Source organism: Tsukamurella spumae, assembly GCF_012396015.1.
GTDB lineage: Bacteria > Actinomycetota > Actinomycetes > Mycobacteriales > Mycobacteriaceae > Tsukamurella > Tsukamurella spumae.
Window position 1 is genome coordinate 105463 of the sequence record NZ_JAAXOQ010000001.1, and the last position, 17187, is coordinate 122649.

Genomic DNA, 17187 nt, shown 5'->3' on the forward strand with positions numbered 1-17187 from the left:
GTGGTGTCTACGTGAGGAGGGATTCCACGTCGTCATGCGCCGAGATTCCGGGGCCGGAGGCGAGTACTTCGGGCATGTCCCGTGACTCGGCGAGGACGTGCTCGGCCAGGAAGGCGATCACGGTCTCGTACCAGACGGCGACGTTGCCGGGCTTGCGGATCCAGTGGTTCTCGTCGGGGAAGTAGAGGAACCGGTGCTCCGTGGAGCCGTCCGGGGCGGCCGGTAGCCCGGAGTCCGCGAGGAGCTGCGTCCAGAGCGACAGCGCCTCCGAGATCGGGACCCGGGTAGTCCTTGTCGCCGTGGATCACCAGCATCGGCGTGCGGATGTCCGCGACGGCGTGGTGCGGCGAATTCGCTTCGGCCATCGCCGGTGTCATCTCGGTGCGCCAGTAGAACGGGGCGTCGGTCGTGGTACCGAAGCCGGGGAGCTCCCACAGCCCGGCGTGGGAGACGACGGCGTCGAACCGGTCCGTGTGCCCGGCGATCCAGTTCGCCATGTAGCCGCCGAAGCTGCCGCCCATCGCGGCGGTGCGCGTCTCGTCGATGTCCTCGCGGACCTCGGCGGCATCGACCGCTGCCATGAGGTCGGTGAACACGGGCCCGCCCCAGCGGCCCCAGCCCCGTTGGACGAGTTCCTGCCCGTAGCCGGTGGATAGCGCCGGATCCGGGAGCAGTACCGCGTACCCGCGCGCCGCGAGCAGCCACGGATTCCACCGCCACTGCCAGGCGTTCCAACTGCCCAGCGGGCCGCCGTGCACCCAGAGCAGCAGCGGCGCGGGGTGCTCCGCGTCCGCGCCGTCCGGCAGGGCGAGCCAGGACCGGGTACGGGCACCGTCGGGGCCGGTGGACGTGAGTTCCGTCAGTGTGCCCGGCAGGTCCGGCGCAGCCGCGACGGGCGGGAGGTCGACGACGGTGCCCCCGTCCAGCCGGACCGGGTGGGGCGGTGCGAGGTACGACGATCGGAGTGCGAACGCCGTTCCGCCGTCGGCGATCTGGAGCGAGGAGTACGCGCCGGCGTCGTCGGTGAGTCGGGTGGCTCCCGCAGCCTCGACGCGGAAGATCGGGGCACGGCCGTCGTCGTCGGCTGCGAGGAGGACGGCCTCGCCGTCGGGCATCCAGACCGGCGCCCCGGGCCAGCGGTCCCACTGTTCGGCCCACCGCGTGTCCTCGCCGGTGGCGAGGTCGTGGACCCACAGGGTCATGGTCGGGGCCTGCTCCGGGGTGCTGATCGCTTCCCGCACGTAGGCGACGCGCCGGCCGTCCGGCGACACCGCGGGCGCATGCGCCTCGAAGGCCTCGTCGTCGACGATCGGCAGGGCGTCGCCGGTCGTGGTGTCCACCCGGACAAGCCGCGACCGCACAGCGGTGCCGCGGGCGGCGCCGTCCTCGATGATCGTGAACGAGCCGTCCGGCGACAGCGACGGATGGGGCTCGCTGAAGCCGCCGAAGGGTAAGGGTGCGAGCGGCTTCGCGCCGTCGTCGTCGATCCGGTACAGCCACGGGAGCGCCGGACCGAGGTCGGTGTCCCAGTAGCGGACGACCGCGGCGGAGTGCAGGATCGCTGACACCTTCCCGGCTTTGCGGGCGGTGCGGATCCGGGCGTCGGCATCGTCGTCCGCGGCGAACCGCGGACCCACGGCGAGCACGACCCCACCGCGGGCGACGGGGCTCGAGAGTCCGCCGGGGGCCTGCGCGCGCAGGACCGGCTCGCCGGTGACCGGGAGCTCCCAGATCGCGGAGGTCGCGTCGTCGCCGTCGCCGTGCTCGCGGACGAACACGAGCGTATCGCCGTCGAAGGCCGGCGACGATGCGGGGCGCGCGGGGTCGGTGAGCCGGCGGGCGGGTTCCGCCCCGGTGGGGTCGATCTCCCAGAGCGTGCCGGCGAACTCCGCGCCCTCCTTGGTCAATTCGCTGACTGCGGCGACGAGGCGTTTCCCGTCCGGCGACACCGCGAGGGCGTTCGTGCGGGGGAGGGCGAGGTACTCGGCAAGATCGGTGAAGGTTCCCACCCCGCCGAGTCTGCCCGAACCTCCGCCCCGGGTGGGGCGACACGGCGTGCACAATGAGTCGAGGAGGTGCACGATGGCGAAATTGGAGCACGGGTTCGTCGGGGATTTCGATCACGTCTTGGCGGCGCTCCACACCGAGATCGTGGGCGGCAGTGCGTCGGCCACGTACGAGGACGGCAGCGACGTCACGGTGGGGGACTGCCGGGTGGCGGTGCGGGTGTACGAGCGCTACAGCTACGTCGGGTCGAATCGGGTGAGCCTGAACCTGACCCTCATCGGCCACGGCGACCAGCTGTACCTGAGCGGCATCACCTCCGGCGGAAGCCAGGCGATGTTCTTCAAGATCAACACCTTCGGCGAGGACGCCTTCCTCGACAAGCTGCGGAGGGCGATCGGAAGGTTCTGAGCATGGGAGTGCTGCGAGCGCACAGGGTCCGGTGAGCGGAGCCGGCCCGTGGAGCGAACCATGAACCGGGCCCACTCCCGGCCGCCGCTCAGCGGAAGTAGGCGTCCTGATCCGACCGACTGATCACCGGGAGGCCCATCACGTTGAGAAGACGCCGGATCTCGTCGGCCTCCTCACGGCGCGGCTGCGGGATCGGTGCTCGGAGCTCGGGTGTGGGGATGGCGCCGCGGATCCATGCGGCCGCCTTGTAGCGCACGTGCAGCCGCGAGTACTCGCTGTAGATGTAGTCCTGCAGGGCGTCGAGCCCACCGTCCCACACGGCACGTGCGGCATCGAGGTCGTCCCGCTGCCACGCGGCGATGTGCTCGAGCATCGGCTCGAGCGCGTAGTTCAGTGCGCCCGTCACGGTGCCGTCCAGTTCCTGCGAGGCGAGGTTCTCGTGAAAGTACTTGGCGGCGGCGCCCAGCAGATCTATCGACCGTCCGGAGTCGCGGATCAGGCGCGCGATCCGGCGGTAGCCGTCGTAGCTGTAGGTCATCTTCCAACCCACCACGTTCGGCACGTCCTCGATGATCCGCCGGGTCGCCCCGCCCGGGAGCCCGATGCCGTACCCGGGTGAGGGTGCCGCGGTCGGGTGGACGACCATCGGTAGATCCGCGACCCGGGCGACCGCCTGCAGCATGTCCACGAAGACCTCCGGGTAGCGGTCCGCGTCCCATGCCGTCGTCACGTCGAGCATTCCGATCGGCGGCATCACGAACAGCCCGTCCGCTCCCGCGGCGGCCGCGCGGGCGGCGCCGGCGGCCGTGCCCGCGGTGGTCGGATGGCCCACGCCGGCGAGGACCGGGACGCGGCCACCGACCTCCTCGAGTGTGATCTCGAGGATGCGGTCCTTCTCGTCCTCCGCAAGGTAGAAGATCTCGCTCGCCTCGGGATTGGCGATCATGCCGAGCCCGGCGTCGATGTTGTCCTTCGTGAGGAACATGCGGAGCAGGTTCCTGTAGGCGTCCTCGTCGACCCTCTCCGCGCCGGGCAGGTAGGGCAGCACGGGGGTCACGAAGAGCTTCCCGAAGGGGGTGAATTCCGTTGTCATGGTCTTCCTCTCAGTACGTGACGGTGCGCGGTCACGCCGCCGCGCGCGCGTCCTCGTCGGCGAAATGCAGGACCGATGTCTCCGGCCCCATCAGGGCGCCGATCACCTGGATGATCGCGCCGATGACGACGAGGGCGACCACGGTGTACGCCGGGTCGATCAGATCGCCGAGCCAACGCTGGTAGCTGGCGTAGAACGCCGCGGGCAACAACGCCAGGGTGTACCCCATGCCGAAGCCGACTCCGCGGACCGCCGTGGGGAAGCGCTCGGTGATGTACACGGTGAGAATCGCGCCGGGGGCGGTCACCAGGAGGCTGGTGACGATCGCGAGCAGCGCGACCGTCCAGACCGAACTGTCGCCGGCCCTGATCAGTAGGTAATAGCAGCCCGCCCCGCAGGTCCCGCAGATGATCGCGACCCCGATCATGTACCGGCGCCGTCCGATCCGCTGGCTGAGCGCTCCCAGCGTCGGGTACCAGAGCACGCCGAGCCCGTACGCGGCCACCAGGACCCAGATGCTGGTGGTCCAGCTCAGACCGCTTCGCTGCGTCAGCACGCCCGGCATCAACGCGATGACGCAGTTGATCACCAGGAAGACTCCCGTAGCCCAGATGAACACCTGGATCAGTCCACGGAGGTGCGTCGGATGGAAGATCCCCACGCCGGGCGTGCGGGACGCATCCTTCTTGGTGTCCTTCCACGCCTCCGATTCCTTGACGTTCTTGAGATAGTGCACCAGCGCCGCGATCGTGAGGACGGACGAGAGCAGGAAGGGAATCCGCCAGCCCCACAACGAGTACGCGGCATCGGGGCCACCCGGCTCGGCGATCTGCAGCACGAGCAGAGTGATCAGGCACACCAGGACGAAGGCGATGTTGTTCCCGGTCTGAATGAGGCCGCCGAAGAAGCCTCGGCGCTCCCGCGGAGAGGCTTCCATCGCCAACGGGCTGGCACCGGTGTACCCGCCGCCCAAGAAGATCCCATCGACGAACCGAAGCGCGATGAGCGCGATGAGCGCCCCGATGCCCCAGGTGCTGTTGCCCGGAAGCAACCCGATGAGCACCGTCGTCACGCCGAAGCCGGCTATTGCGGCGATCGTCGTACGCCGGCGACCGATCCAGTCGGCGAGCACGCCGAAGACGATGGCACCGATCGGGCGCCCGAGGAAGGTCGCCACGAAGACCCACGACGAGATCAGTGCCCGCGTGCTCACGCTCCAGTCGTCGGCGTAGAAGTACGCCGTAGCGGGCGCCAGCGCGATCACCGGGAGGACGATGTCGTAGTTGTCACTGACCACGGTGAACAGTGCGCCCATCACCGCGGCCGGGCGCCTCCGTGCCTCCCGGTCCGCGTTCGGCGCGGCCGCCGCGGAACCGGTGGCAAGGACGTGGTCGGAGTCTGCTGTGGGTCGCATGTCGATCTCCTCGATGCGCTATAATCGCCCCTAAATGGATGATATTCGCCTAGTCACTATGACCTGCGACACATGAGGAGTCAAGAGCATGGCACCTGCCCCGAGTACGGCACAGACCGCTGATCGCGCGTTCGAGGTGCTCGACGCGATCGCGGACGAGGGCGCCGGCCGACTCACCGATATCGTCGCCCGGACCGGACTGGAGCGGCGAGTAGTGAGCCGACTGCTCGCCAGTCTCGTCCGCGCCGACCTCATCGAACCCGGCCCCGGCGGGACCTACGACCTCGGTAGCCGCCTGATCGAGATCGGGGAGCTCGCAGAGACCCGCAATCCGCTGCGCGCCAAATCCAGGCCGGTCGCGCAGGAGCTGATGATCCGGACTCGGGCATCGACGGTGATCCATCGGGTGCGCGGCTCGGAGCTGTCGCCCGTCCTGGTTCTCACCCCCACGGACGTCCTGGCCGTCAGCTACCCGAAGCGCAGCCGAATCCCCTTGCACCTCGGTATCGGCCGCGCCGCTCTCGCCTGGCTTCCCCCCGGCGAGGTCGCCGCGGTGATCGACGGCGCGCCGCTCGATCACGAGGTGGAAGCGGAGCTCGACCGGGTGCGCGCCACCGGCGTCGCGATCTCCCACGGCGAGCTGGTGCGCGGCGTCACCGCCGTGGGTGCGGCGATCCGTACGCCCGAAGGCCGCCCCGTCGCGGTCGTCGTCGTCGCCGCGCCCGAGGGCGCCCACCCCGAGCGCTACGCGGACCAGGTCGCGGCCGCCGCAAAGCAGATCTCCTCTAGCCTGACTCCCGCGGACCGACAGCGCATCTGAGGCGAACGCGCCATCGCACGACCCCCACCGGACGGGCGGTAGCCGGACATACCTCGCAAAGACGGTTCGTACCTGTGGGTTCGCTGCCGATATCGGCGTGACCCGGGCCGCCGCTCCTACGCTGAACTCATGGGAAACCAATCCGCCGAGTGGCTCCAGCGCGCGAGGGTGTTGCGCCGCATGGGCTTCGGCGCCACCGGTCCGGAGGTGGACGCCACCGTCGGGACGGCGATACCGGACCTGGTCGCGGCGCGGCTGGCCAGTGCGCCGGACCCGTCCGCGCCGCCGGCGGCCGCGTACCTCGCGGGCCCGGGCAAGGCGGCGGGGACGGATGCGCGGAAGGCCTACCAGCAGAAGCTTTCCGCGCAGCAGACCGACCTGAGCCAGTGGTGGCTCACGCGCATGGTCACGGTGCGTGAGCCGGTGCACGAGCGGCTCACGCTCACCTGGCACAACCACTTCGCGACGTCGGCGGTCAAGGTGCGGCAGGCGCAGTCCATGGCGCGGCAGAACGCGGCGCTGCGATCAGGAGCACTCGGCGACTTCCGAGCCCTCGCGCTCAGGATGCTCACCGATCCGGCGATGCTCTACTGGCTCGACGCGCAGCAGAACACCAAGAAGGGCGCGAACGAGAACCTGGCGCGGGAGTTCCTGGAGCTCTTCGCCCTCGGCCACGGCAACGGCTACACCGAGGACGACGTCAAACAGGGCGCCCGCGCGCTCACCGGCTGAACCATCGACAACACCGGCGCCGCGAAGTTCGTGCCCTCCCGGCACGACACCGGGGAGAAGACGGTGCTCGGGATGAAGGGACCGCTGGACGTCACGGGGTTCTGCGACGCCGTCCTGGCGCACCCGCGGTCACCGTCGTACATCGCGACGCGACTGTGGCACGGCCTGGCGTCCGACACCCCACCCAGCGATGCCGCGCTCGCCCGCCTGACCACGGCGTACGGCGCTCGCCGCGACCTCCGGGCGCTCACCACCGCGATCTGGACCGATCCCGAGTTCCTCGACGGTCGCGCGAGCGTGGTCAGCGGGCCGGTCGAATGGCTGGTCGGGGCGCTCCGCGCCCTTCGGATCTCCCCGGCGGACACGGGGAAGAAGGGCTCGCCCGTCACCGTCGACGGTGCGCTGGCCCTCCTGGCCACGCTCGGGCAGCGTCCGTTCTTTCCGCCCGACGTGGGCGGGTGGCCCAGTGGTCTCGGGTGGGCCTCGACGTCGGCGGTCTCGGCCCGACTCTCGGCGGCGACGACGCTGACCGCGGCGGGCGACATCTCCGCCGTCGAGCAGGCGGCCCGCGCGGACCGCATCGACGCCGCGGGTCACCTCCTGGGCATCGGCGCGTGGTCGGACGTGAGCGCCGGCGCATTGCGGCCCTTCGCCGACGAACCGAAGAAGCTGGTGGCCGTCGCGCTCCTCACCCCCGAGTACCTCACCTCATGAAGGGTTCCGCATGGTGCAGCTGACCAGACGATCGCTGCTCGTCTCCGGGACGGCCGTGGCCGCGGTCGGCGGACTCGCCGCCTCCGGGGTACTGACCTGGGACGAGCTGCACCGTCGGGCGGGGGAACGCGCGCCGGACGCGGGATCGGGCACCGTCGTGATCGTCACGCTGTACGGCGGGAACGACGGCCTGTCCACCCTCGTCCCGTACGCGGACCCGGCGTACCACGACGCCCGCCCCGAACTCGCCTTCACCGCGGACCAGGTGCAGCGGCTGGACAATCGATACGGACTCAACCCGGAGATGAAGGGCCTCGCCGGACTGTTCCGTGCGAACAAGCTCGCGATCGTGCGCGGCGTCGGGTACCGAACCCCGACCGATCCCACTTCCGGTCGATGGACATCTGGCAGACCGCCTCCCCGTCGGAGCCGGTGCCGACCGGGTGGATCGGACGATGGCTCGACGCGACCGGGGACGATCCCGTCCGCGCCGTGAACATCGGGGCGACGGTGCCCGCGCTCGCGGTCGGTGCGAAGGCCTCCGCCGCGGCGTTGTCGCTGGCCGGGATCCCGAAGAGCTCCCTCGCGATGTCGGTGAAGGCACTCGGGACTCCTGATCACGCGGACACGTCGACCATGGCGACCGTGCGGGCCTCGTATCGTGCGGCGCAGGTCGTCGACGGCACCTTCGCGGGGCCGGCCGGGGCGAAGGACGACGGTGCCGCCGAGCGGACGAATCAGCTCGCGCGCCAGCTCGATCTGGTCGCGCGCTGCATCCTGGCGGGCGTGCCCACCCGGGTCTACTCCGTCTCGCTCGGCGGCTTCGACACCCACTCCGCGGAGCGCGACACACAGCATCGTCTGCTGGCCGAGGTCGACGCCGCGCTCACCGACTTCCATCGGCGTATGCAGGCGGATCCACGGGGGCCGCGGCACCGTCGTCATGATGTACACCGAGTTCGGGCGCAGGGTGCGCGCCAATGCGTCGGAGGGCACCGATCACGGCACGGCCGGGCCCGTGTTCGTGCTCGGTGAGTCGGTGCGCGGCGGCTTCCACGGCGACGAGCCGAGCCTCACTGATCTCGATCAGGGCGACCTGAAGTACACCGGCGACTTCCGCGACGTCTATCACGAGTTGCTGTCCAGGGGCATCGGCGCCGACCCGACGACCTCGGTGGGCGCGGGCCGGCGGGACGTGGGATTCCTCGCCTGAGTCCCGGATACTGATATCACTCTTCTGATATCAGGAGGCGAGATGGAACAGCTCCTCATCAGGAATCTGCCGGTCGGAACGAAGGCGGTGCTCTGCGCGCGGGCGGAACGCAATCACCGCAGGGCGCGATCCTGCGGCAGTGGTTCGCCGTCAGAGTCCTCCCGGCGTTCGCCGGACGGGTGCTCGCGTTCGACCTGGCAGCGGCGAGGGAGCTCGCCGCCTTCCGCGTCCCGGAACGCACCCCACTCGACGATGCGCTGCTCGCGGCGGTCGCGCAGGCCAACGGGATGACTGTCGCCACCAGGATCGTCCGGGATTTCGAGCCGCTCGGCGTCCCGGTCGTGGACCCCTGGGCGTCGTAGCCCGACGGTGCGCGGTCGGGGACTGCGCACCGTCGGGCTCGGGGACGGGGCCGATCAGCCGACCGGGACCGCCGACTGCTCGCGGTGCGCGGCGACGCGCTGCTGGAGGAACCAATTCTGCGCGAACAGGGTGACGCCGATGAACAGCATCGTGGTGACGCCGGCGAAGCCGTGGCCGGTGTGGTCGCCCATCGCGGCGGGAACGATGAAGTCGACCGCGACGTGCAGCGCGATCGCGACGATCCACAGTCCGACCGTGGCGGCGGTGCCCTGCCGGAGGTAGGCGCCGTCGGGGCCGGGGAAGACCTTCGTGGTCAGGGCCCGCGGGTAGGCGAGGGCCACGGCGATGATCAGGCCCAGGATCGCGGCGATCACGTGCCCGGCGCCCACCGGACCGCCGTGCGAGACGTACTGCACCGTCTGGACCAGGCCCAGCGCGGCGAGAATCAGCGCGACCCGGGCGGTGCGCTCCTTGAGGGGCCGGGCCTGCAACTGGCGGTAGAGGATCCAGCCGATGACGAGGACGGCGATGACGGCGGTGGTCGCTGAGTTCATGCCGATGAATCTGCCGCCATCCGGCCCGCATCGGATCGACCGACGGGTGGAGATCCGGGTGGAGACGCGGCCCCGGCCGCTGAGAAACCGAGTGAACATGTCAGTCCACTTTGAGACTCTGCATGTATGGCGATATTCGGAACCGAGGACCCCACGATCCGCGCACGTCTCGATCGCAGGGCTCCCAGTGGCGGGCACGGTCACGGGACGGGGTTCTCGGGTGTCGCGGAGTTCCCGGCGACGCTGGGGGAGGAAGAGGTCATGGCGCGGCTCGACGCTGCGCTCGACGATCCCACAATCGGGTACGAATGCGGCACGAGCGTCCTCCATCTCCGCGAGGAGATCGACGGTCACACGTGCGTGCTGCTGCGTCGGTTCGACGAGGACGAGATGTGGGAGATCGTCACGGCGTTTCCGCTTCCCGGGGATCCCGGAGTTGTCATCAATCCACCGCCGGCCGAGCCGTATCCGGCGTGTCAGGTGGCGTCCGCGATGATCGGCTTCGTTGCGTCGCTACCAGGATTCGGTCGCGATGAGCCGGGCCACGCTCGCCTGTGGGTGGCTGCGACACTCGCTGAAGTCGGTGAGCCCTACGAGGCGGCGATCTGGGCTCTCGAGATGTGCGTTGAGCACGACGTGGCGTTCCCTGAGGAGCTGTATGCCACGCTGCTCGCGATGGCGAACTACGAGTACTTCGATGCCACCTATACCGGTGCGCCGTTCAGCAAGCTGGTTGCGGCGGAGTGGCGACGCCACCATCCCGCAACCTGGCAGTGAGTACGCCCCGGACCAATCGCGATCGTGTCCACTGGCACGACGGCACTGGTCTACATCTCAGCCCAACTGGTCGACCGCGCCCTTGATCAGCTTGAGGCTGTGCGTGCGCTCGGCGCGCCCCGGGATCATCCCGGCGACCATGAGCTCCTGCGGCTGCGTCCGGATCAGCAACTCGCGCAGCTCGTCGCGGACCGTGTCCTGCGAGCCGACGATCCACGCGGAGGTGGTGGGCGCGATCGCCTGCTCCTGGTCGGGCGTCAGGGGCTGCGCAGCGGCCTGATCGAAGGTCAGCATCCGGCCGGGGTTACCGGTGCGCACCCGGTACATCGACGCCCGCGCCGGCGCGGCGATGCGCTGGGCCTCCGCATCGGTGTCGGCGGCGATCACGGTCACCGTCAGCATGGCGTTGGGGGAGTCCAGGTCGCCGGGGCGGAAGGTCTCGCGGTACTCCGCCAGCGCGGGCAGCGTGGCCTGCGGGGCGAAGTGTCGCGCGAAGGCGAAGGGCAGGCCGAGCAGTCCGGCGAGCTTCGCGCTGAACGTCGATGAGCCGAGCAGCCACATCTCGGGATTCGAACCGGTGCCCGGAGTGGCGGTGATCGCCGCGTACGGGTGGTCGGCGGGGAAGTCGTCGCGGAGGAAGGCGCGCAGGTGCGCGAGCGCCTGAGGGAAGTCGTCGACGGACTCGCTGACCTTGCCGCCGCGGAGCGCATGCGCTGTGAGCTGGTCGGTGCCGGGCGCCCGGCCGATGCCGAGGTCGATGCGGTTCGGGAACAGCGCGTCGAGCGTCCCGAACTGCTCGGCGACGACGAGCGGCTGATGGTTCGGCAGCATCACGCCGCCCGAGCCGACGCGGATCGAATCGGTGGCGGCGGCGATCTGGCCGATGAGCACCGCCGGAGCGGAGCTCGCGATGCCCGGCATCGAGTGGTGCTCGGCGACCCACACTCGCTCGTACCCCATCCGCTCCGCGGCCTGCGCGGTCCCGATCGTGTCGCGCAGAGCATCGCCGAAGGACGCACCGTCGACGACGGGGGCGAGCTCGAGAAGGGACAGACGGGGGCGCGGGAAGGAGGCTTCGGTCACAGCAGAGACAACCGGGGGCGGCCCGGGAATCTTCCCGGACCGCCCCTCATCGGACTGTGGCGGAGGCTACATGAGCCCGCGCAGCAGCTCGACCTGCCGCACGCGGCCCGCGGCGTCCTCCGCGATCGGCGCCACGGTGAGCACGGTGGCACCGGCCTCCTGGAAGGCCGCGATCCGCTCCTTGACGAAGCCCTTCGGGCCGATCAGCGAGATGTTGCGCGCCAGCTCGTCGGGCACGGCCTCGGTGGCGGCGGCCTTGTCGCCCGCGAGGTAGAGCTCCTGGATCCGGTCCGCCTCGGCGCCGTAGCCGTAGTTGGTGGCGAGGGTGTGGTAGAAGTTCTTGCCCTTGGCGCCCATGCCGCCGATGTACAGCGCGAGATGCGGCTTGACGAAGGCGAGCAGGTGATCGACGTTCTCGCCGATCGCCAGCGCGGGGCCCGCGTAGACGTCGAGCTCGCCGAGCGCGGGATCGCGCTTGGCCTTGCCCTCAGCGACGGCGTCACCCCATACGTCCTTGGCCTTCTCGGGCAGGAAGAAGATCGGCTGCCAGCCCTCGGCGATCTCGGCGGCCAGCGCCACGTTCTTCTGTCCCAGTGCGGCCAGCAGGACCGGGATGCGCTCGCGCACAGGGTGGTTGATGAGCTTGAGCGGTTTGCCGAGGCCCGTGCCGCCGTCCTCCGCGGTCAGCGGCATCGTGTAGTGCTTGCCGCGATGCTCGAGCCGCTCACGGCGCCAGACCTTGCGGCAGATCTCGATGATCTCGCGGGTGCGCCCGATCGGGGCGTCGTACTTGACGCCGTGGAAGCCCTCGATCACCTGCGGGCCGGACGCGCCGAGGCCGAGGATGAACCGGCCGTCGGAGACGTTGTCGAGTCCGGCGGCGGTCATCGCGGTGAGGGTGGGCGTGCGGGTGTAGATCTGCAGGATGCCGGACGCGAGCTTGATGCGCTCGGTCTTCGCGGCGAGGTAGCCGAGCGCGCTGACGGCGTCGAACGAGTACGCCTCGGGGACGAAGACGATGTCGAGTCCCGCCCGCTCCAGGTCGAGGACCTCGTCGGCCGTCGCCTTGAACCCGTCCGTGTAGTTGATGCCCAATCCGATTCGCATACGGGCAAGGTTCTCACAAAGCGATCGCTTAGCAACAGGGTGGCGGGGAAAGTGACCTCAGGCCGCGCGGCGCAGGACGACGAAGGACTCGCCCGGCACGATCGTCGCGTCGCCCTGGGCGGACGATGCCGCCCACTCCAGCACCGCGACGCCCCCGAACGGCGCCGTGACCGGCGCGGCGGAGACGTTGACGATCAGCGTCAGGTCGCCGCGATGCACCGCGAACCACGAGGCCTCGCCGGGGTGATCGGTGGAGACGGACCGCAGGTCGTCGTCGGCGAGCGCCGGGTCCGCACGCAGCGCGATGAGTGCGCGATAGGTGCGCAGCAGCCGCGCGTTCTCGGGGCGTTCCCGCTCGGTCCAGTCCAGGTGGGACGCAGCGAAAGTGCCCGGGTCCTGCGGGTCGGGCACCTCGCCCGGCGGCCAGCCGTGCTCCGCGAACTCGGCCGTGCGGCCCTCGACCGTGGCGCGGGCCAGCTCGGGCTCCGGGTGGCTGGTGAAGAACCGGAAGGGCGTGCGAGCGCCCCATTCCTCGCCCATGAACAGCATCGGCGTGAAGGCGGAGAACAGGACCAGCGCGGCCTTGATCGCCAGCCGCCCGGGGGACAGGTATTCGGCGGGCCGGTCGCCCCGAGCTCGGTTGCCCACCTGGTCGTGCGTGCAGGTGTAGGCCAGGAGCTGCGACGGTGCCACCAGAGCCGGGTCTATCCGTGCGCCGTGCACCCGTCCGCGGAAGGAGCTGAAGGTGCCGGCGTGGAAGAAGCCCTCGGTGAGCACGGTCGCCAGGCACTCCGGGCTGCCGAAGTCGGCGTAGTAGCCCTGCCTCTCTCCGGAGACGAAGGTGTGGACCGCGTGGTGCATGTCGTCGTTCCACTGCGCCGTGAGCCCGTACCCGCCGCGGTCCGCGGCCGTGACCAGGCGCGGATCGTTGAGATCGGATTCGGCGACCAGCGCGAGCGGCCTGCCGAGCTCGGCGGACAGTTCGGCGGTGAGGTCGGCGGCGTCCTGGAGAAGGTGCCGGCCCGAGCGATCGACCAGGGCGTGCACGGCGTCGAGCCGCAGGCCGTCCACCCCGTAGCGGCGCAGCCACCACGCCATGTCGTCGAGGATGAAGCGCCGCACCTCGGCACTGCCGGCGCCGTCGAGGTTGATGGTGCGGCCCCAGGGTGTCGCACCGTCCGTCTCGTAGGGGCCGAACCGCCCGAGGTAGTTGCCGGACGGTCCGAGGTGGTTGTGCACCACGTCGAGCAACACGCCCAGCCCCGATCGGTGCGCGGCCGCGACGAAGCGCTCCAGGCCCGACGGTCCGCCGTACGGCTCGTGCACGGCGTACCACCCGACACCGTCGTAGCCCCAGCCGTGCGTGCCGTTGAAGGCGTTGACCGGCATGACCTGGACGAAACCGACGCCCATCTCGACGAGGTACGGGAGCCTCTCGACCGCGGCATCGAAGGTGCCCTCGGGGGTGAACGTGCCGATATGGAGCTCGTAGACGAGCGCGCCGGGCAGTTCCCGGCCCGCCCAGCGCGGCGGCGCGACCTGCGGGATCAATGCCGACGGTGCGTGCACTCCGTCGGGCTGGCGCGGCGAGCGCGGATCGGGGAGGACGGTCTCGTCATCGTCGAGCAGGTAGCCGTACCGCGCGCTCCCCGGCGCCGGTACCGTGGTGCGCCACCAGCCGCCGGCGTCCGCCCGCATCGGGTGGACCGCGCCGTCCAGCCACAGCCGTACCCGTTCCGGCCGCGGAGCCCACACCTCGAACCGATGATCGGCGGGAGCAGCGGACGGCGTGGACATCGGTGAAGAACGATAGCGTCAATGCAGCGCCTCCCATTCCGCGGTGCGGGAACGATGCAGTGCGAGGGCGGCGACCGCCGACTCGACGGATTCGTGCCGACCGCCCGAGATGCATCCGACGGACCGGAACTCGTGCTGGTCCAACAGGCGGAACCGCCACACCTCGTCGAGCGAGCCGGCGCAGATGTGGGTGGTGAGGGTGACCACGGCGGGAACGCCGAGGCAGGCGTTGCCGTCCTCCGCGAAGAACTCCGCGAAGGTGCGCTCCCCGAGCCGGACGTAGAGCGTGTCACCCATCGGGACCTCGCTGAGGACCGACCGGGTCCCGTCCATCACCAGCCGGTCGTGGATGTCCGCCGTGAGCTCCCAGGCGGTGGCCATGCCGGCGCAGCGGATGAGCAGGTGGGCAACCTCCTCCGGATCCTCCAGCAGCCCGAGGATCGAGTTGCGGCCCTCGCGCAGCGCCCGCACCTCGATCGCGCCGCCGGGCAGGGATTGGGCCGTGAGCCGCGACGTGGCGACCGTCATCACCAGGCGGCCCGTGGGCAGCAGATCGGCGGGGAGGCCGTGCTCCCGGAGCGATTCCGCCACCCGCGCCAGGGACGAGGCGCGGATCCGAGCGCCGCTGACGCCGACGCGCGCGGTGGCGGACTGGGCGAGTGCCGTCCTGAGCGGCCGCGGGGTTTCGCTGTTCATGCCCCGAGTGTGCGCGGACCCACTGACAAGTTTTCTACTCGCGCACCAGCAGGGCGACAGGATGTTCGAGGAGGACCTCGGCGAGCAGCACCCGACCTGCGAAGACATTCCCCGTGAGGCGATCCGTCCACTCACCCGCGCCGAGATCCACGCGGGTGCCGCGCCAGCCCCCGGCGCGGTCGAGGACCAGGGATCGGCGCGTCGCGAGGGCGGCCACATCGGGCGCCCCGCCCTGTGGCCCGCGCAGGAATCCGAGCAGGTGATCCGCGGCGGGGCCGTCCGCTCGGAGCGGAGTGTAGGACCCGCCGACGAAGCTGTCCGGACGCTCGCGGCGCAGCCGCAGCGCCGCGCGCACGACCTCGCGCTTGGGACTCGAGCCGCCCGGCAGCGCCGTCCAGTCGACGGGGCGGCGGTTGTCGGGGTCCACGAGCGAGTCCTCCCACCGCTCCGTGCCCTGGTAGACATCGGGCACGCCCGGCCCGGCGAGCTGCAGCAGCTTCTGCGCGAGGGAGTCGGAACGGCCGTGGGGTGCGAGTCCGGCGACCAGCTCCGCCATCTCGGTGCCGACCGGACTGCCCAGCACCGCGTCCAGGAAGGTGTGCCCGGCGGCCTCGAAGTCACCGTCGGGCGAGGTCCAGGAGGTGCCGATCCGGGCCTCCCGCATGGCCTTCTCGGCGTACGCGTGCAGCCGGCCCCGCAGGCCGTCGGTGACCGCGCCGTCGTCGGGCAGGACGCCGAACACCGTCTGGAGCAGGAACAGCGCCGTCACCGGATGCGGCGCGGAGGGCAGCTCCGGCAGCCACCGGTCGACGACCGCCGCCCAGTCGTCGGCGCACTGGCTGAGCACGCCGATCCGCGCACGCACGTCCTCGCCGCGCTTGGTGTCGTGGGTCGAGAGGGCGGTCATCGCCGCGGGCCACTCGGCGGCGCGCCGGGACAGGGCGGGGTGCGGGTCCGCGGGACCGAAGTCCGACGGTGTGCCGCCCACCTCCTGCAGCGAGACCAGGCGAGCGGAGCGGTAGAACGCGGTGTCCTCGAGGGACTTCGCGGTGAGCGCCCCGGTGAGCTGAGCGAATCGGTGCGCGCTGTCCCGGCCGAGGGACCGCGCTGCCGTCACGGACTCGGTCGCCACGGCCGATCCGGGAGGGGCGTCGGTGAAGGTCGCCCGGTAGTGCGCGTAGGTGCCCGTGTTCGCGGCGGGGACGTGCAGGACGGGGTAGTCATCACGGTAGTAGGGGATCTCGTTCATCCACGCGAGAGCGGCGTCGGCGAGCGCATCGACCGGGACGGACGTACCGGTCTCCTCGCGGACGGAGCGGGCCAGCCGGAGGAACTCCGGGCGCAGGTCCCGCCCGGCGAGCTCGTCGCGCAGCCGGAGCGTGGATGCCGAGTTCCACAGCGCAGCACCATCGTCCCCGGTCCAGCGCGTGTGCAGATCCGTCAGGACCGGCTCCCCGGCGGGGTCGAGCAGCGCGTGCCCGAGCTCGCGCAGGGCGTCGTAGCCAGTGGTCCCGGCGACGGGCAGAGTCGGCTCCAGGGGCTCGTCGACCGCCATGATCTTCTCGATCACGATCCATGCCTCCGGCCCGACGAGCGCCCGCAGCCGGCGCAGGTAGTCGATCGGATCCGCCAGCCCGTCGGGGTGGTCCACGCGCAGGCCGTCGGCGATCCCGTCCGCGAACCAGGAGCCGATCTCGGCGTGCGTCACGGCGAACACCTCGGGGTCCTCGACCCGGACGCCCGCGAGGTCGTCGACGGTGAAGAACCTCCGGTAGGTGCGGATCGGGGCGTCCCACGGGACCAAGCGATAGGGCTGGGCGTAGTGCACGTGACCGGCGTCCCCGCCGGGATCGCGCCCGATGGGGAACACCCGGTCGTGGTAGCGCAGCAGCGGTTCGGGACCCGTCCGGTCCACCGTGAGGGCGGCACCGTCGTCGCCCGAGGCCAGCACCGGCAGGGCCAGTTTGCCCCCGGCGCCGTTGCGCGGGTCCCAGTCGATGTCGAAGATGTGCGCGTACTCGGACCTCCGGCCGAAGCGCAGCACGTCCCACCACCACGGGTTCTGCTCCGGACGGCCCACGCCGAGGTGGTTCGGGACGATGTCGATCACGAGGCCGAGGCCGTCGACGTGCGCCGAGTCCGCGAGGCGCTCGAGGCCCTTGCGGCCGCCCAGCTCGCCGCGGACCGTCGTCGGGTCGACGACGTCGTAGCCGTGCGCGGAACCGCGCACCGCCTCCAACACCGGCGACAGGTACAGGTGGGTCACCCCGAGATCGGCCAGATAGGGCACCTGAGCTGCGGCGTCGTCGAAGGTGAAGGCAGGGGAGAGCTGCAGGCGGTAGGTCGAACCCACCCGACGTTCCTTCGGGCCCAACCCGCTCGTGCCGCGCACGCGGCCAGAGTACGCGG

The 17187-nt window shown here is 70.8% G+C and carries 15 protein-coding genes and 2 pseudogenes; 8 read left to right on the plus strand and 9 right to left on the minus strand.

Going from position 1 to position 17187, the window contains the following annotated elements:
- Positions 1 to 7: 7 nt before the first annotated feature.
- A pseudogene (locus HF999_RS00515) lies at positions 8 to 2009 on the minus strand (S9 family peptidase).
- A gap of 73 nt (positions 2010 to 2082) precedes the next feature.
- Between HF999_RS00515 and HF999_RS00520 the strand changes: the two are divergent.
- Positions 2083 to 2415, plus strand: a complete 333-nt coding sequence (locus tag HF999_RS00520) for a DUF6054 family protein (RefSeq protein ID WP_168543989.1) — start codon at positions 2083 to 2085, stop codon at positions 2413 to 2415.
- An 88-nt stretch (positions 2416 to 2503) separates the two neighbouring features.
- Here HF999_RS00520 and HF999_RS00525 read toward each other — a convergent pair whose 3' ends face one another.
- A complete protein-coding gene (locus HF999_RS00525) occupies positions 2504 to 3508 on the minus strand; it encodes a dihydrodipicolinate synthase family protein (protein WP_168543990.1) in 1005 nt (334 codons plus the stop codon).
- A gap of 31 nt (positions 3509 to 3539) precedes the next feature.
- Positions 3540 to 4922: an MFS transporter gene (locus tag HF999_RS00530; RefSeq protein ID WP_168543991.1), complete on the minus strand. Its 1383-nt coding sequence runs from the start codon at positions 4920 to 4922 to the stop codon at positions 3540 to 3542.
- Positions 4923 to 5010: 88 nt separating this feature from the next.
- Here HF999_RS00530 and HF999_RS00535 point away from each other — a divergent pair, with 88 nt between their 5' ends.
- From HF999_RS00535 to HF999_RS00565, 6 genes and pseudogenes are all read left to right on the plus strand, one after another.
- Positions 5011 to 5742 carry an IclR family transcriptional regulator gene (locus tag HF999_RS00535; RefSeq protein WP_168543992.1) on the plus strand — a complete coding sequence of 244 codons (732 nt, stop codon included), beginning with the start codon at positions 5011 to 5013 and terminating at the stop codon, positions 5740 to 5742.
- 129 nt (positions 5743 to 5871) lie between these two features.
- Positions 5872 to 7188, plus strand: a pseudogene (locus tag HF999_RS00540) (DUF1800 domain-containing protein).
- 10 nt (positions 7189 to 7198) lie between these two features.
- A complete protein-coding gene (locus HF999_RS23210) occupies positions 7199 to 7684 on the plus strand; it encodes a DUF1501 domain-containing protein (RefSeq protein WP_168543993.1) in 486 nt (161 codons plus the stop codon).
- The gene (locus HF999_RS23215) at positions 7585 to 8223 is read left to right on the plus strand and encodes a DUF1501 domain-containing protein (protein WP_168543995.1); all 639 of its coding nucleotides are present in this window, start codon (positions 7585 to 7587) and stop codon (positions 8221 to 8223) included. The genes HF999_RS23210 and HF999_RS23215 overlap by 100 nt, the downstream gene beginning before the upstream one ends.
- The gene (locus HF999_RS23220; RefSeq protein WP_281347292.1) at positions 8135 to 8401 is read left to right on the plus strand and encodes a DUF1501 domain-containing protein; all 267 of its coding nucleotides are present in this window, start codon (positions 8135 to 8137) and stop codon (positions 8399 to 8401) included. The genes HF999_RS23215 and HF999_RS23220 overlap by 89 nt, the downstream gene beginning before the upstream one ends.
- 179 nt (positions 8402 to 8580) lie before the next feature.
- Positions 8581 to 8763: a PIN domain-containing protein gene (locus HF999_RS00565; protein WP_168543900.1), complete on the plus strand. Its 183-nt coding sequence runs from the start codon at positions 8581 to 8583 to the stop codon at positions 8761 to 8763.
- Between the two features lie 54 nt (positions 8764 to 8817).
- Here the strand turns inward: HF999_RS00565 and HF999_RS00570 are convergent, their stop codons facing one another.
- The gene (locus HF999_RS00570) at positions 8818 to 9318 is read right to left on the minus strand and encodes a hypothetical protein (RefSeq protein ID WP_168543997.1); all 501 of its coding nucleotides are present in this window, start codon (positions 9316 to 9318) and stop codon (positions 8818 to 8820) included.
- A gap of 261 nt (positions 9319 to 9579) precedes the next feature.
- Here HF999_RS00570 and HF999_RS00575 point away from each other — a divergent pair, with 261 nt between their 5' ends.
- Entirely contained in the window at positions 9580 to 10095 is a 516-nt protein-coding gene (locus tag HF999_RS00575) for a hypothetical protein (protein ID WP_168543998.1), read from the plus strand.
- 57 nt (positions 10096 to 10152) lie between these two features.
- Here HF999_RS00575 and HF999_RS00580 read toward each other — a convergent pair whose 3' ends face one another.
- The 5 genes from HF999_RS00580 to treY all read right to left on the minus strand — a co-directional run bounded on the left by HF999_RS00580 (position 10153) and on the right by treY (position 17170).
- Entirely contained in the window at positions 10153 to 11178 is a 1026-nt protein-coding gene (locus HF999_RS00580; RefSeq protein WP_168543999.1) for an LLM class flavin-dependent oxidoreductase, read from the minus strand.
- A 66-nt stretch (positions 11179 to 11244) separates the two neighbouring features.
- Positions 11245 to 12285 (minus strand): LLM class F420-dependent oxidoreductase, encoded by a 1041-nt coding sequence (locus HF999_RS00585; RefSeq protein WP_168544000.1) that lies wholly within the window; start codon positions 12283 to 12285, stop codon positions 11245 to 11247.
- Between the two features lie 57 nt (positions 12286 to 12342).
- Positions 12343 to 14082 carry a malto-oligosyltrehalose trehalohydrolase gene (gene treZ, locus HF999_RS00590; protein ID WP_168544001.1) on the minus strand — a complete coding sequence of 580 codons (1740 nt, stop codon included), beginning with the start codon at positions 14080 to 14082 and terminating at the stop codon, positions 12343 to 12345.
- An 18-nt stretch (positions 14083 to 14100) separates the two neighbouring features.
- Positions 14101 to 14778, minus strand: a complete 678-nt coding sequence (locus HF999_RS00595) for a hypothetical protein (protein WP_168544002.1) — start codon at positions 14776 to 14778, stop codon at positions 14101 to 14103.
- Positions 14779 to 14812: 34 nt separating this feature from the next.
- Positions 14813 to 17170, minus strand: a complete 2358-nt coding sequence (gene treY / locus HF999_RS00600; protein WP_312853960.1) for a malto-oligosyltrehalose synthase — start codon at positions 17168 to 17170, stop codon at positions 14813 to 14815.
- Positions 17171 to 17187: the final 17 nt, after the last annotated feature.

Coding starts and splice junctions, on each gene's coding strand:
- HF999_RS00570 (WP_168543997.1), bottom strand. CDS start 9,318: ATGAACTCAGCGACCACCGCCGTCATCGCCGTCCTCGTCATCGGCTGG.
- HF999_RS00525 (WP_168543990.1), bottom strand. CDS start 3,508: ATGACAACGGAATTCACCCCCTTCGGGAAGCTCTTCGTGACCCCCGTG.
- HF999_RS23215 (WP_168543995.1), top strand. CDS start 7,585: ATGGACATCTGGCAGACCGCCTCCCCGTCGGAGCCGGTGCCGACCGGG.
- HF999_RS23220 (WP_281347292.1), top strand. CDS start 8,135: ATGTACACCGAGTTCGGGCGCAGGGTGCGCGCCAATGCGTCGGAGGGC.
- HF999_RS00595 (WP_168544002.1), bottom strand. CDS start 14,778: ATGAACAGCGAAACCCCGCGGCCGCTCAGGACGGCACTCGCCCAGTCC.
- HF999_RS00520 (WP_168543989.1), top strand. CDS start 2,083: ATGGCGAAATTGGAGCACGGGTTCGTCGGGGATTTCGATCACGTCTTG.
- treZ (WP_168544001.1), bottom strand. CDS start 14,082: ATGTCCACGCCGTCCGCTGCTCCCGCCGATCATCGGTTCGAGGTGTGG.
- HF999_RS00585 (WP_168544000.1), bottom strand. CDS start 12,285: ATGCGAATCGGATTGGGCATCAACTACACGGACGGGTTCAAGGCGACG.
- HF999_RS00530 (WP_168543991.1), bottom strand. CDS start 4,922: ATGCGACCCACAGCAGACTCCGACCACGTCCTTGCCACCGGTTCCGCG.
- HF999_RS00575 (WP_168543998.1), top strand. CDS start 9,580: ATGGCGCGGCTCGACGCTGCGCTCGACGATCCCACAATCGGGTACGAA.
- HF999_RS00535 (WP_168543992.1), top strand. CDS start 5,011: ATGGCACCTGCCCCGAGTACGGCACAGACCGCTGATCGCGCGTTCGAG.
- HF999_RS23210 (WP_168543993.1), top strand. CDS start 7,199: ATGGTGCAGCTGACCAGACGATCGCTGCTCGTCTCCGGGACGGCCGTG.